Source organism: Geomonas oryzisoli, from assembly GCF_018986915.1.
In the GTDB taxonomy this organism is placed as follows: Bacteria; Desulfobacterota; Desulfuromonadia; order Geobacterales; family Geobacteraceae; genus Geomonas; species Geomonas oryzisoli.
This window is the reverse complement of the sequence record NZ_CP076723.1, coordinates 4,169,633-4,182,206: the sequence shown is the minus strand read 5'-3', so window position 1 is coordinate 4,182,206 and position 12,574 is coordinate 4,169,633. Positions and strand designations below refer to the sequence as shown.

14 protein-coding genes are annotated in these 12,574 nt (G+C 61.6%); 11 read left to right on the top strand and 3 right to left on the bottom strand.

The annotated features are described in order from the left end of the window. Window positions 1-78: 78 nt before the first annotated feature. Together KP004_RS18090 and radC are read right to left on the bottom strand one after the other, a co-directional pair. On the bottom strand, window positions 79-552 hold the full coding sequence (locus KP004_RS18090; protein ID WP_216799807.1) for a hypothetical protein: 474 nt from the start codon (window positions 550-552) through the stop codon (window positions 79-81). 180 nt (window positions 553-732) lie between these two features. After that, window positions 733-1,428, bottom strand: a complete 696-nt coding sequence (gene radC, locus KP004_RS18085) for a RadC family protein (RefSeq protein WP_216799806.1) — start codon at window positions 1,426-1,428, stop codon at window positions 733-735. Between the two features lie 224 nt (window positions 1,429-1,652). Here radC and KP004_RS18080 point away from each other — a divergent pair, with 224 nt between their 5' ends. Both KP004_RS18080 and KP004_RS18075 read left to right on the top strand, forming a co-directional pair. Beyond that, window positions 1,653-2,270 (top strand): DUF47 domain-containing protein, encoded by a 618-nt coding sequence (locus KP004_RS18080; RefSeq protein ID WP_216799805.1) that lies wholly within the window; start codon window positions 1,653-1,655, stop codon window positions 2,268-2,270. Continuing rightward, window positions 2,263-3,264 (top strand): inorganic phosphate transporter, encoded by a 1,002-nt coding sequence (locus KP004_RS18075; RefSeq protein ID WP_216799804.1) that lies wholly within the window; start codon window positions 2,263-2,265, stop codon window positions 3,262-3,264. The genes KP004_RS18080 and KP004_RS18075 overlap by 8 nt, the downstream gene beginning before the upstream one ends. Before the next feature lie 67 nt (window positions 3,265-3,331). Here KP004_RS18075 and KP004_RS18070 read toward each other — a convergent pair whose 3' ends face one another. Continuing rightward, window positions 3,332-3,817 (bottom strand): DUF2062 domain-containing protein, encoded by a 486-nt coding sequence (locus KP004_RS18070; protein WP_216799803.1) that lies wholly within the window; start codon window positions 3,815-3,817, stop codon window positions 3,332-3,334. 146 nt (window positions 3,818-3,963) lie between these two features. Between KP004_RS18070 and proB the strand changes: the two genes are divergently transcribed. From proB to KP004_RS18025, 9 genes are all read left to right on the top strand, one after another. Next, window positions 3,964-5,085, top strand: a complete 1,122-nt coding sequence (gene proB, locus KP004_RS18065) for a glutamate 5-kinase (RefSeq protein WP_216799802.1) — start codon at window positions 3,964-3,966, stop codon at window positions 5,083-5,085. A 163-nt stretch (window positions 5,086-5,248) separates the two neighbouring features. After that, entirely contained in the window at window positions 5,249-6,505 is a 1,257-nt protein-coding gene (locus KP004_RS18060; protein ID WP_216799801.1) for a glutamate-5-semialdehyde dehydrogenase, read from the top strand. A gap of 152 nt (window positions 6,506-6,657) precedes the next feature. Then, entirely contained in the window at window positions 6,658-7,308 is a 651-nt protein-coding gene (gene nadD / locus KP004_RS18055; RefSeq protein ID WP_216799800.1) for a nicotinate-nucleotide adenylyltransferase, read from the top strand. After that, window positions 7,298-7,687 (top strand): ribosome silencing factor, encoded by a 390-nt coding sequence (gene rsfS, locus KP004_RS18050; RefSeq protein ID WP_216799799.1) that lies wholly within the window; start codon window positions 7,298-7,300, stop codon window positions 7,685-7,687. The genes nadD and rsfS overlap by 11 nt, the downstream gene beginning before the upstream one ends. Continuing rightward, window positions 7,684-8,148 carry a 23S rRNA (pseudouridine(1915)-N(3))-methyltransferase RlmH gene (locus KP004_RS18045; protein WP_216799798.1) on the top strand — a complete coding sequence of 155 codons (465 nt, stop codon included), beginning with the start codon at window positions 7,684-7,686 and terminating at the stop codon, window positions 8,146-8,148. Before rsfS ends, KP004_RS18045 begins: the two co-directional genes overlap by 4 nt. An 83-nt stretch (window positions 8,149-8,231) precedes the next feature. After that, window positions 8,232-9,770 (top strand): 2,3-bisphosphoglycerate-independent phosphoglycerate mutase, encoded by a 1,539-nt coding sequence (gpmI, locus tag KP004_RS18040; RefSeq protein ID WP_216799797.1) that lies wholly within the window; start codon window positions 8,232-8,234, stop codon window positions 9,768-9,770. A gap of 139 nt (window positions 9,771-9,909) precedes the next feature. Then, window positions 9,910-10,572 (top strand): flavodoxin family protein, encoded by a 663-nt coding sequence (locus tag KP004_RS18035; RefSeq protein WP_216799796.1) that lies wholly within the window; start codon window positions 9,910-9,912, stop codon window positions 10,570-10,572. Between the two features lie 45 nt (window positions 10,573-10,617). Continuing rightward, on the top strand, window positions 10,618-11,271 hold the full coding sequence (locus KP004_RS18030) for a lactate utilization protein (protein ID WP_216799795.1): 654 nt from the start codon (window positions 10,618-10,620) through the stop codon (window positions 11,269-11,271). 278 nt (window positions 11,272-11,549) lie between these two features. Then, window positions 11,550-12,509 (top strand): YncE family protein, encoded by a 960-nt coding sequence (locus KP004_RS18025; protein WP_216799794.1) that lies wholly within the window; start codon window positions 11,550-11,552, stop codon window positions 12,507-12,509. The last annotated feature ends 65 nt before the right edge of the window (window positions 12,510-12,574 follow it).

Sequence of the window (12,574 nt, the reverse complement as noted above, 5' to 3'; positions counted from 1 at the left end):
ATGCCGTTTGCCAGAAAACCCAACTTTTGCGCCGATGATGGATCCTCCTTTTCCTCTCGGCGCTTTTTTTTGTTGCCGTCACGCCAGGAGCAGTCTCCCTAAAGAAGCCTTTGCCGCCGATCCGGAGACGTCCGGCATGATCTCCAGTTCCAGCGCCGTCACCTCGTCCAGGTCCACCTGGTACTCCTCCTGCTCCGTGGTGGTGCCGGGAGGGGAGAAGGTGAACTGCTGGCGCACGATCTCCCGGAAATTATGGCTGTGGTGCTGTGCGTAACGCAGGACGAATTCCTGGGTCCGCGTTACTTCCTCTTCGTGGATCAGCAGGTAGATCCGTTTCACTTGCTGCGGAGCGTCGAACAGCAGGCGAATCAGCTGTGGTCCCGGTTCCGCCGCCCGCCATCCCGGGGCTCCCACCGGCTGCAGGGCGGACTCGATGGGTTGCGAGGGATCTTCGGAGGTCAATTCGATGTTGGCGATGCAGTCGAGGTTCAGCCAGTCGGCACTGCTTGTACCTGGCTGCAGTCGCTGATTCTTGACGACGGTTTTGCGCATCTGGCTCTCCTGTTCCGCCATGGCGGTGCCCGCACCGGTCGGTCCGGCGCCGGGCGGTAAAGGTGGCGTATTCAATGCAGTAACGCGGCAGCCCACCAGACGATGAGTGCCGTTTCCAGTACAGCGTCCAGCAGGCCCTCTGCACCAGGGCTACGGTGGCTGCCATGGCTCCTCCGGACGCTAGAGTCGGCCGTGGTCCGCGAAACTGTAAAACTCGTTCTCACCGATGATGATGTGGTCCAAGACCCTGATCCCCATGAGCTGGCCGGCGTCGCAGAGCCGGCGCGTCACCTCGAGGTCTTCCGGGCTGGGAGCGGGATCGCCGGTGGGGTGGTTGTGCAAGAGGATCATGGCCGCGGCGGACTGGCGAACGGCGGCGTTGAACACCTCCCGCGGATGCACGATGCTCTGGTTCAGCGACCCCTCGGAAATGAGGGCGCGGGTGATGATGCGGTTCTTGCCGTCCAAGAGCAGGGCCATGAACTGCTCGGTGTGGCGATCCCTGAATTCGTGGTTCAGGTGCTCGAACACCTGCGACGCCGAGGTGAAGCGCTCGAAGGACTCGATGGGGCGCCGCTCCTTCTCCCGGATGCGTCGGGACAGGTCGAGCGCGGCCAGGATGCAGGTCGCCTTGGCCGGCCCGATCCCCTTCACCTGCTGGATTTCGAGGTAGGAGGCGTCTGCCAGGGCGCGCAGGGATTTGAACTGGAGCATCAGCTCCCGCCCGAGGTCGAGGGCGCTGCGGCCGCTGGCGGCATTGCCGCTGCCCAGGATGAGCGCCAGCAGTTCCGCCTCGGAGAGCGCCGAGACGCCGCGCTGCATCAGCTTCTCGCGGGGACGTTCCGTTTCGGGCCAGCACTTGATTCCGCCGCTCATGGACCGCTCCTCGGTCAGGGGGATGGGTAAAAAAATTAAAGGTTAATAATACACAAGTGCGGCAGCTTCGCCAGAGAAGAGATGGAGTGGAGAGGTAAACAGCATCTCGCTAATTAGTTTGGCCGCATTACGTATTTCATTGTTTTATATTTGCCGGGGATGTGTTATATCTCCCCAGTTTGCAACTAGATACCGGCCCCTGAGCCGGGACTTTGGAGGGACTAATGTTTGGGTTGATGCCAAAAGAAGAAAAGTTTTTCGCCATGTTCAGGGAAATGTCCCACAACATCATCGAAGGGGCCCTGCTCCTGAAGGACATGCTGGACAACTTTGACGACCCTGTGGCCAGCCAGCGCAAGATAAAGGATGTCGAGCACAAGGGCGACACCATTACCCACGAGATCATCAAGAAGCTGAACAAGAGCTTCATCACCCCCTTCGATCGTGAGGACATCTACGCTCTCTCCGCGGCACTGGACGACATCCTCGACCTGATCGACGCTTCGGCCCAGCGCTTCGTCATGTACAACGTGCAGAAGCCGACCCCGGAGTCCAAGGAACTGGCGTTCCTGATCCTCAAGGCCTGCCAGACCATCGACAAGACCGTCGCGGTGCTGGGCGGCAAGCTTGAGCCGATCAGTGCCTACTGCATCGAGGTCAACGCCCTGGAGAACGAGGCCGACCGCGTCTGCCGCGAGGCGATCAGCCGTCTCTTTGCCGAGGAGAAGGACCCGATCCAGCTGATCAAGTGGAAAGAGATCTACGAGACCTTGGAGACCGCAACCGACAAGTGCGAGGATGCCGCGAACATCCTGGAAAGCGTGGTGGTAAAAAATGCCTGAGGTCACACTGGTCCTGCTGGTGGCCGTCATCGGCGCGGCCCTGCTGTTCGACTACATCAACGGCTTCCACGATACCGCGAACGCCATCGCGACCTGCGTTTCCACCCGGGCGCTCACCGTCAAGACGGCGATCTTCATGGCCGCGGGGCTCAACTTCCTTGGTGCGATGATCTCCACAAAGGTCGCTGCAACCATCGGCAAGGGTATCGTCGACGCCAACAACATCACGCAGATGGTGGTGCTGGCCGGCATCCTGGGCGCCATTATCTGGAACCTGATCACCTGGTACTACGGCCTTCCCTCCTCCTCCTCGCACGCCATCATCGGCGGGCTGGTAGGGTCGGTGGTGGCCCATGCCGGTAGCGGCGCGCTGCACTGGGCGGGGCTCAAGAAGATCATTACCGTCTTGATTGTGTCGCCCATCGTGGGGGCCTTCTTCGGCTTCATGTTCATGGTCGGCATGATGTGGGCTTTCAGGAACAAGGCGCCCTACAACCTGAATAAGGTATTCCGCAAGCTGCAGATCCTTTCCGCCGCGGTGATGGCCTTCTCCCACGGCACCGCCGACGCCCAGAAATCGATGGGCGTCATCACCATGGCGCTGGTCAGCTACGGTTCCCTTGCCACCTTTGAAGTCCCCAACTGGGTCAAGATGTCCTGCGCCATCGCCATGGGCCTTGGCACCGCGGCTGGCGGCTGGCGGATCATCAAGACCGTCGGCCACGACTTCGTGAAACTGCAGCCGGTGCACGGCTTCTGCGTGGAGACCGCTTCGGCGGGGGTCATCCTGGGCGCTTCGGCCATGGGTCTTCCCACCAGTACCACCCACGTGATCACCTCGTCCATCCTCGGGGTAGGCCTGACCAAGAGGATCTCAGCAGTGAACTGGGGCGTCGCCTACCGCATCGTCACGGCATGGGTGATCACCATCCCGGCTTCGGGCTTCGTTGGTTTTGTGAGCTATATCGTGTTGTCGCCATTCCTGGGCAAGTGACGGGGGGGAGACATCGGGAATAGGTCGGGGGCGGTCTGCGGACTGTCCCCGATTTTTTTTGAGGGCTCTACTCCAGTTCTTCACCCACCTCGGACATCTCCTTGGCCTGTTCGGCCTGGGCGGCGTCCTTGGCGCGGAAGCGGATGACGAGGTAGTAGCAGAGGAAATAGGCGATGACGGCGGCGAAAAAGCCGAGGATGGAGGAGCCGAGGATTAGGGACTTGGCGTAGCGCTCCAGGTTGTGCCACTCCATACCCGCCGCGACCGGGAGATCCTTGATGGGCCGACCGCGCAGGAAAGCACCCAGCTTGTAGCTCACCCCCAGGATGGGAACCACGGTGATCGGGGTGTTGACCCAGGCCCCGGTGATGCAGGTCAGCTTGTTGAGTCTCAGGAGAAAAGCGGCGGCGATGGCAAGAGGGGTGTGAAGACCGAAGAACGGGGTGAAGCTGATGAAGACGCCAACTGCGAATCCGGCGGCGATGTGCCCTGGATGGCTGTCCAGCGATAGGATGCCGTAGATCCTTTTTTTCCAGCGCTCTTTGTTCAGCAACAGTCACCTCGAAATGGGCCCCAGTCTAAAGTTCGCACCCGTCTTTGTCAATGAGTTTGAGCCCTCCGGCATTTTAAGAAAATTGCCACGGGTGGGGAAACGTGTTAGTATCCTTGCCTTTACTAAACAAATAGACGGAATCCGTTATGCGTAAGGAACTGCTCAAGAAGGTAAAGAGAATCGTGGTGAAGATCGGCTCCGGCGTCCTGACCTGCGAGGACAACGGCATCGACCCCTCGTTCCTGGACGGGCTCGCCTCTCAGATCGCGGAGCTGCGCGCCCGGGGGATCGAGGTGGTCGTGGTGTCCTCCGGCGCGGTGGCGGCGGGGCGCCAGGCGCTCGGTCTGCCGGACCGGCCGCGGACCCTGCCGCAGAAGCAGGCGGCGGCTGCCATCGGCCAGTCGCGTCTGATGCGCGCCTACGAAGAGGCCTTCTCCGGCTACGATCTCAAGGTCGCCCAGATCCTCTTGACCCGGGACGACCTCGCCAACCGGCGCCGTTTCCAGAACGCCCGCGGCACCCTGGATACCCTGCTCTCCTGCGGCATCGTGCCGGTCATCAACGAAAACGACACCGTCGTGGTCGACGAGCTGAAGTTCGGCGACAACGACAACCTCTCGGCACTGGTCACCAACCTGGTCGAGGCGCAGCTCCTCTTGATCATGACCGACATCGACGGCCTCTACACCGCCGACCCGCGCACCGACCCCACCGCCACCCTGATCCACCAGGTGGGTGCCGTGACCCGCGAGATGGAGCGCGGGGCGGGGGGGAGCGGCACCACCGTCGGCACCGGGGGCATGGCGACCAAGCTCGCCGCCGCCAAGAAGGTGGTGAAGTCCGGCGTTGCCGCCATCATCTTCGCCGGCAAGGGTGACGGCAACCTGGCCCGGGTCATGAGCGGCGAACTGCTCGGAACGCTGTTCCTGCCGGCCGGCGAATCGCTGAACCGGCGCAAGCACTGGATCGCCTTCACCATCAAGCCGGCCGGGAGCCTCGTGGTCGATGCCGGCGCCCGCGGCGCGCTGGCCACCCACGGCAAGAGCCTGCTACCGTCGGGGATCGCCAGGGTGGAGGGGCGTTTCGACCGCGGTGCCTGCGTCAGGGTCGTGGACCCGGAAGGGATCGAGTTCGCGCGCGGCATCGTCGACTACTCCAGCCAGGAGATCGAGAAGATCAGCCGTCACAAAAGCAACGAGATCGAGCAGATCCTCGGCTTCCGTTACGGCGACGACGTCATTCACCGGGACAATCTCGTTCTGTTATAAAAACAAGACTAAAACAAGACTTTTAACAGGGATAAAGGGGATGCAGGGGATAAAACCTTGAAAGGATCAAGACGGGTTCTCTCGTTCTTTGCCGCTTTTCGCCTTTATCCCTTTTATCCCTTTTATCCCTGTTAATTGCCTTAGGGTTTTTACGGAGGTACACATGTCAGTTGCCGAACAGATCCGCACCATAGCTGCCGAGGCCCGGCAGGCTTCCTTCGCCATGGCGAAACTCTCTTCCGCCGTCAAGAACGAGCTATTGCTGGACATGGCCCAGGGGCTGGTGAACAACGCCGAGGAGATCATCGCCGAGAACAAGAAGGACCTCGCGGCCGGCAAGGAACGCGGCCTTTCCTCCGCCATGCTGGACCGCCTCATGCTGAACGAGGCGCGCATCAAGGGGATGGCGGACGCGATCCGCGAGGTCGCAGCGCTCCCCGACCCGGTGGGCGAGGTGACCGGCATGTGGAAGCGCCCCAACGACCTCATGGTCGGCAAGATGCGCATCCCGCTCGGCGTGATCGGCATCATCTACGAGTCCCGCCCCAACGTAACCTCCGACGCGGCCGCCCTTTGCCTGAAGAGCGGTAACGCGGTGGTTTTGCGCGGCGGCTCCGAGGCGATCCACTCCAACCTGGCCATCGCCACCGTCCTGAAGGATGAGTTGGCCAAGCGCAGCATCCCGGCGGCGGCACTCTCCCTGATCCCGTTCACCGAGCGCGAAGGGGTCACCGAGATGCTCAAGCAGGAGGAGTTCATCGACGTGATCATCCCCAGGGGTGGCGAGAGCCTGATCCGCTTCGTGGTGGAGAACTCCAAGATCCCGGTCATCAAGCACTACAAAGGTGTCTGCCACATCTTCGTGGACGCCTCCGCCGACTTCGAGATGGCGCGGGAGATCATCGTGAACGCCAAGGTGCAGCGCCCCGGCGTCTGCAACGCCCTGGAAACGCTGCTGATCCACAAGGACATCGCCGAAAGCTTCGTCCCCTTCATCTACCAGGCGCTCGACGCGCAGAAGGTCGAGATCCGCGGCGACGAGACCTTCCGCAGCTTCGCGCCGCAGGCCGTGCCCGCCACCGAGGACGACTGGTACGCGGAGTACCTGGAACTGATCCTGGCCGCCCGCGTGGTAGACGGGATGGACGCCGCCATCGACCACATCAACCGCTACTGCTCGCTGCACACCGAGTCGATCATCACCGGCGATTACGGCAACGCCCAGCGCTTCATCCGCGAGGTGAACTCCGGCGTGGTCATGGTGAACGCCTCGACCCGCTTCTCCGACGGGAACCAGCTTGGCTTGGGGGCCGAAATCGGCATATCCACCACCAAGCTGCACTCGTTCGGCCCGATGGGGCTCACCGACCTGACCACGACCAAGTTCATCGTGTACGGATCGGGACAGGTAAGGCCTTAAGCATTAAGGCAAAAGCTTCAACGCAAAGGCGCAGAGCCGCGAAGGCGCAAAGAGAACCGAAACAAGTCGTGTTAAAACCTTTGTGTCTCCGCGCCTTGGCGGCTTTGCGTTAAGGTATGTGGTCTTCGTCCACAACCGGAGCCGGGATAACAATGAAAACGGGGATATTGGGGGGGACGTTCAACCCCATCCATAACGCGCATTTGCGCATCGCCGAGGAGGCGCGCGACCTGTTCCAACTGGACCGGGTCGTCTTCATCCCGGCCGCCACACCGCCGCACAAGCCGCAGGTGGGGGAACTCTCCTTCGCCAGCCGCCTGGAGATGGTGCGCCTGGCGGTAGCCGGCAACCCCTGCTTCGAGGTCTCGGACATGGAGGCGGTACGCGGGGGGCGCTCCTATTCGGTCGATACCCTGCGCCAGTTGCATGCCGAGTTCCCCGAAGACGAACTGTACTTCATCGTCGGGGCCGACTCCTTCAACGACATCTCCACCTGGTACGAGTACGAGGCCATCTTCGGCCTGTGCAACATCATCAGCGTGCAGCGTCCCGGCTCCACCATCGCCAGTCTCGCCCAGGCCCTCCCTGTTGCCATAAGTGGGGAGTTCTGCTATGATTCGGCGGCTAAACGCCTGAACCACAGTTCGGGTCACTGTGTCTACGCGCTGGACGGGGTGTTGCTCGATATCTCATCCAGCCAAATCCGGCAGCTGGTCCAAGCCGGCCGCTCGATCAGGTACCTCCTTCCGGAGGCCGTCGAGCACTACATAAAGGAACAAGGGTTATACGTTGATGCAAGATAAGGAAGTGATGATACCGGCCGTTGAACGCGCCGTGAAGTGTGCGGCTTTCGCCCTGGACAAGAAGGCGCTCGACGTCAAAGTGCTCGAGATCAAGAACATCTCCAGCATCGCCGATTACCTGGTGCTCGCCACCGGGCGCTCCGACCGCCAGGTGCAGGCCATGGCCGACTCGGTCAAACAGGGGCTCAAACCGATCGACAAAGCCATCGATACCGAGGGGTATGACGAGGGGCGCTGGGTCGTGGTCGACTTCGGTGACGTGATCGTGCACCTGTTCCAGGAAGATGTGCGCAAGATCTACAACCTGGACGACCTCTGGAGCCGCGCTCCGCAGATCGAGATCCCCGAGGAATTCCTCTGGGAGCATAAAGAGAAATGAGACTGAAGCTCCTTTGGGTCGGCAAGACCCAGGAGAGCTGGGTCCGCACCGGCATCGACGAATACGCGGGGAGGGTGAAGCGGTACGCACCGCTGGAGATCCTGGAGGCCCGCGAGGAAAAGGGGGCGCAGGCCGCGACCATGCGGGAGCGCGAATGCGAACGCCTGGCCAAGCTGATTCCCAAGGGGGGGAAGCTGGTGCTCCTGGACGAACGGGGCGAGCAGATGAGCTCCCCGGAACTCGCCACCTTCCTCTCCAAGAACCGCGATCAGGGCACCCAGGACCTGGTCTTCGCCATCGGCGGGGCCTACGGCTTCACCGACAGCTTCCGCGCCCAGGCCTTCAAGACCATTTCGCTCTCCCGGATGACGCTCACCCACCAGATGGTGAGGGTGTTCCTGCTGGAGCAGATCTACCGCGGTTTCACCATCATGAACGGTGAGCCGTACCATCACGAGTAAGTAACTGTTAGTTTTAAAGGTGAAGTAGTTCTGCTTCACCTTTTTTAATTGGATCTAATAATTCTAATGAGGGAGAAAACGCCATGCCGAAAAAGCCTCTACTCTTGATGATCCTCGACGGTTGGGGTATCAACCCCGAACAGGAAGCCAACGCTGTCGCCCAGGCAAAGACACCCAACATGAACCGGCTCACCGCCGAATATCCTTCCGGGCAGATCGACGGCTCCGGCCTCGCGGTCGGCCTCCCGTCCGGCCAGATGGGCAACTCCGAGGTCGGGCACACCAACATAGGCGCAGGTCGCGTGGTCTACCAGGACCTGACCAGGATCAGCAAGGCGATCGAGGACGGCGATTTCTTCACCAACCCGGCACTACTGGAGTGCATGGCCAAGGCGAAGGCGGGGAGCGGCAGGCTGCACCTGGCCGGTCTTGTATCGGACGGCGGCGTGCATTCGCACGACACCCACCTCTACGCGCTCATCGAGATGGCGAAACGGCAGGGCCTCTCGCAGGTCTTCGTGCACTGTCTCATGGACGGCCGGGACACCCCGCCCCAGAGCGGCGCAGACTATATCAACAACCTGGAAAATGAGATCTCCCGGATCGGCTTCGGCAAGATCGCGACGGTGATCGGGCGCTACTACGCCATGGACCGCGACAACCGCTGGGACAGGGTGGAGAAGGCCTACCGGGCCATGGTGCTGGGCGAGGGGAACCCGTTTGCCAGCGCCGAGGCCGCCATGAAGCAGAGCTATGCCGACGGTGTCACCGACGAATTCGTGCTCCCCAGCGTAATCATGGCGGGGGGCGAGCCGGTTGGCAGGCTTTCCGACGGCGACGCCTTCATCTTTTTCAACTTCCGCTCCGACCGTGCCCGCGAGATCACCCGCGCCTTCACCGATCCGCAGTTCAACGGCTTCCAGCGGGAGGTATGGCCCAAGCTTGCCTCGTACGTCTGCATGACCTCCTACGACGAGACCTTCGGCCTCCCGATTGCCTTCGGCCCCGAGGACCTGGTCAACATCTTCCCGGAAGTGATCAGCAATGCCGGACTCACCCAGTTGAGAATCGCTGAGACCGAGAAGTACGCCCATGTCACCTTCTTCTTCAACGGCGGCAGGGAGGAGGCCTTCCCTGGCGAAGACCGCGCCCTGATCCCGTCGCCCAAGGAGGTCGCCACCTACGACCAGAAGCCGGAGATGAGCGCCTACCTCGTTACCGAGGAACTCATGAAGCGGCTGGACGAGGACAAGTACGACGTCATCATCCTTAACTTCGCCAATGCCGACATGGTCGGCCATACCGGTATCTTCTCCGCCGCGGTGAAGGCTGTGGAGGCGGTGGACGAGTGCGTGGGCAAGCTGGTGGAGAAGGTGCGCGCCAAGGGCGGCATCACCATCATCACCGCGGACCACGGCAACGCCGAGATGATGCAGGACGAGCAGGGTGGACCGCACACGGCGCACACCTGCGACATGGCGCCGGTGGTGCTGGTGGATGACAGCAGGAAGGGTGTGAAGCTGAGGACCGGCGTACTCGCCGACCTGGCCCCGACCATGCTGGATCTGCTCGGCCTGCCGCAGCCGCCGGAGATGACGGGGAAGAGTTTGCTGGCGAAGTAGCAAAGACATCCCCCACCCTGTCCCTCCCCCTCCGGGGAAGGGGACGCTGTGGCGCACTCATCAGTAATGGGCATCCGCCCATAGCTCCTCCCCCTGGAGGAGGGAGGCTGGGAGGGGGGAACCACGATAGGAGAACTGCATGAAAATTCTTGCAATCAACGGCAGCCCCCGCGGCATGAACGGCACCACGGGACGGCTTTTGGAAGAGGTGTTGGCCGGTGCGGTGCAGGCGGGTGCCGACATCGAGATCGTTTCGCTTTCCGAAACCCCCATCAAGCCGTGCGTAGCCTGCGATGCCTGCCACAAGGTCGGCATCTGCCCGGTGAAGGACGAGTACGAAACCATCAAGGATAAGCTTTTGGCTGCCGACGCCTTCATCCTGGCGACCCCCAACTACCTTTTGAGCATCACCGCACAGTTAAAGGCGTTCCTGGACCGCTGCAACGGGCTCATCCACCTCACCGCGCTGGAAGGGAAGTACTCGGCGCTGGTTGAGACCTCCGGCGGTGGCGGCGACGAGGAGCCGCTGGAATACATGCAGCGCATCGTGAACGCCATGGGCGCCCAGAACGTCGGCAGCATCGGCTCCCCCGGCGCGGGTCCGCGCATGTTCCCGGACCAGGACGCGCTGTTCCAGAAGGCGCGCGCGCTGGGCAAAGAACTCTGCGACAGCGTGCGCGAGAAGCGTTCCTTCCCGGAGCAGGACCGGTTCCGCCTCGGCTTCAAGGAGCGCATGAGCCACCTGATCGGCTTCATGGGCGAGTGCTGGCCCTATGAGAAGGAGTACCTGGCAAAAAGGTAGGGGCGGGCAGCATCATCGGAAATCCACTGTCCATTGGAGGCAACAATGAGCACTACCGAAGAACTCAACGACTGGGCCTACGCCCACAAATGCCAGAAAACTGTGGAGAACCTGAAGAAAAACGGTTTCGACGCGCTCTACTGCCATAACGGCGAAGAGGTGTTCCACTACATCGTCAACGAGGCGGCCGAGGCCAAAAGCGTCGGCTTCGGCGGCTCGCTCTCCATCGCGGATCTGAAGCTTTCCGACAAGCTGAAGGGAATGGGTAAGGAGATCCTGAACCACGGCGTGCCCGGCCTCTCCCCGGAGGAGAAGCTTGTCATCACCAGGCGCCAGCTTACCTGCGACCTGTTTCTGACCGGAAGCAACGCGGTGACACTCTCCGGCGTCCTGGTCAACATCGACGGCAACGGCAACCGCGCCGCCGCCATGTTCTTCGGGCCGCAGAAGGTGATCGTGGTGGTGGGGCGGAACAAGCTGGTGGACGGCAGCATCGAGGACGCCGTGCAGCGCATCAAGACCTACGCCTCGCCGCCCAACGCCAAGAGGCTCAACCTCGCCACCCCCTGCACCACGACCGGCTTCTGCTCCGACTGCAACTCGCCGCAGCGCATCTGCCGGGTGACCACCATCATCGAGAAGAAACCCAGGAACACCGACATCAAGGTCCTGGTCGTCAACGAGGATATGGGGCTCTAAAAGCGGAAAACGTCTTGTGTTCACATGGGATTGTCATGGTGGAGGAGTGTTGATCTCCTCCACCTCTCGCTTCCACCCATCCGCCGCAACCTGCCTCCATCCATCCGCATGCACCCCTCGATTTTCTTCCTGAGTTCCGTCTCCGCCGGCAGGATCCCCCCTTTCACTTTCACCTCCGAAAGTTTCAGTAATCCACGCTCCGATTTCGCTAGAGGGACAGGCACCTAACGGAGCCAGTCCCTTTTGCCGCTCTGTCTCTGTGAGGATACCCGTTCTGGGTGGCGCTGAAGGGGACCGAGGCCGACGGGACCGCGATGGCCTACGTGTCGAGCATCCGCGATCGCGAGATCGTCGTCGTCAGCCTGAACGGCACCCCGGCCGTAACGGCCAGGATTAAGGTGACGGGTCAGCCGAACAAGATGACCCTGAACAGGGACCAGACGCTTCTGTACGTGGTGGAAGACCAGACCGACACCGTCGACGTCATACGCACGAGCGACAACACGGTCGTCGGGACTATACCGGTCATCGCGCCCCCCCCGGCGCTGACAGGGCTCAAGGGGGCCAACCCGAACAGCGTCACGCTTTCGCCCGAGGAAAGGCGCCTCTTCGTGACGAACGGCAACCTGAACAACGTGGCGGTAGTGGATCTGGACGAGACTCGCACCAGCGGCCAGGTCGCTGGGCTCATCCCCACCGGCTGGTATCCGAACTCGGTGACGATCAGTGCGGACGGCGCCTGGATCTACGTGGTTAACGGAAAATCGGCGACCGGGCCGAACCCCGATTTCCGGTACAGCTACGGGCCTCCCTCGCGTCCCAACGGCTTTCTCACCAACCACTACAACCCCCAGCTCACCAAGGCAGGACTCCAGAGCTTCCCGCTCCCGGCAGCCGAACAACTGCCCTCGCTGACGGCGCAGGTCATCTCCAACAACCGCTTCTCCTACGTCGACGGTGAGAGGGACCGGGAGGTCATGGCGCTTCTCAAGGCCAACGTGAAGCACGTCATCTTCATCATCAAGGAAAACCGGACCTACGATCAGATCCTGGGAGACCTGGAGAAGGGGAACGGGGATCCCTCCGACGCTGGTCAGCAACGGGACGAATCAGGGGTTGTACCGGGGCTATTATTATTCCGGTCACAACTCTCCGCACTCCGTTGGCGACACCTTCGTCAACACCATTACCAACGCCAATTGGCCGATCTACTGGAGTGGCATCGGGCACATGGATGAGCTGGGGCTTGTCGCGAGCGTCAATGCCTATTGACGAGGTGCGGCATGCTGGAACCGACAAAGGC

What these genes read in the sequence shown, in the direction of transcription:
- KP004_RS18090 (WP_216799807.1), bottom strand. Translation starts at nt 552, where the DNA reads ATGCGCAAAACCGTCGTCAAGAATCAGCGACTGCAGCCAGGTACAAGC.
- proB (WP_216799802.1), top strand. Translation starts at nt 3,964, where the DNA reads ATGCGTAAGGAACTGCTCAAGAAGGTAAAGAGAATCGTGGTGAAGATC.
- KP004_RS18075 (WP_216799804.1), top strand. Translation starts at nt 2,263, where the DNA reads ATGCCTGAGGTCACACTGGTCCTGCTGGTGGCCGTCATCGGCGCGGCC.
- radC (WP_216799806.1), bottom strand. Translation starts at nt 1,428, where the DNA reads ATGAGCGGCGGAATCAAGTGCTGGCCCGAAACGGAACGTCCCCGCGAG.
- rsfS (WP_216799799.1), top strand. Translation starts at nt 7,298, where the DNA reads ATGCAAGATAAGGAAGTGATGATACCGGCCGTTGAACGCGCCGTGAAG.
- KP004_RS18030 (WP_216799795.1), top strand. Translation starts at nt 10,618, where the DNA reads ATGAGCACTACCGAAGAACTCAACGACTGGGCCTACGCCCACAAATGC.
- gpmI (WP_216799797.1), top strand. Translation starts at nt 8,232, where the DNA reads ATGCCGAAAAAGCCTCTACTCTTGATGATCCTCGACGGTTGGGGTATC.
- KP004_RS18060 (WP_216799801.1), top strand. Translation starts at nt 5,249, where the DNA reads ATGTCAGTTGCCGAACAGATCCGCACCATAGCTGCCGAGGCCCGGCAG.
- KP004_RS18045 (WP_216799798.1), top strand. Translation starts at nt 7,684, where the DNA reads ATGAGACTGAAGCTCCTTTGGGTCGGCAAGACCCAGGAGAGCTGGGTC.
- KP004_RS18035 (WP_216799796.1), top strand. Translation starts at nt 9,910, where the DNA reads ATGAAAATTCTTGCAATCAACGGCAGCCCCCGCGGCATGAACGGCACC.
- KP004_RS18080 (WP_216799805.1), top strand. Translation starts at nt 1,653, where the DNA reads ATGTTTGGGTTGATGCCAAAAGAAGAAAAGTTTTTCGCCATGTTCAGG.
- nadD (WP_216799800.1), top strand. Translation starts at nt 6,658, where the DNA reads ATGAAAACGGGGATATTGGGGGGGACGTTCAACCCCATCCATAACGCG.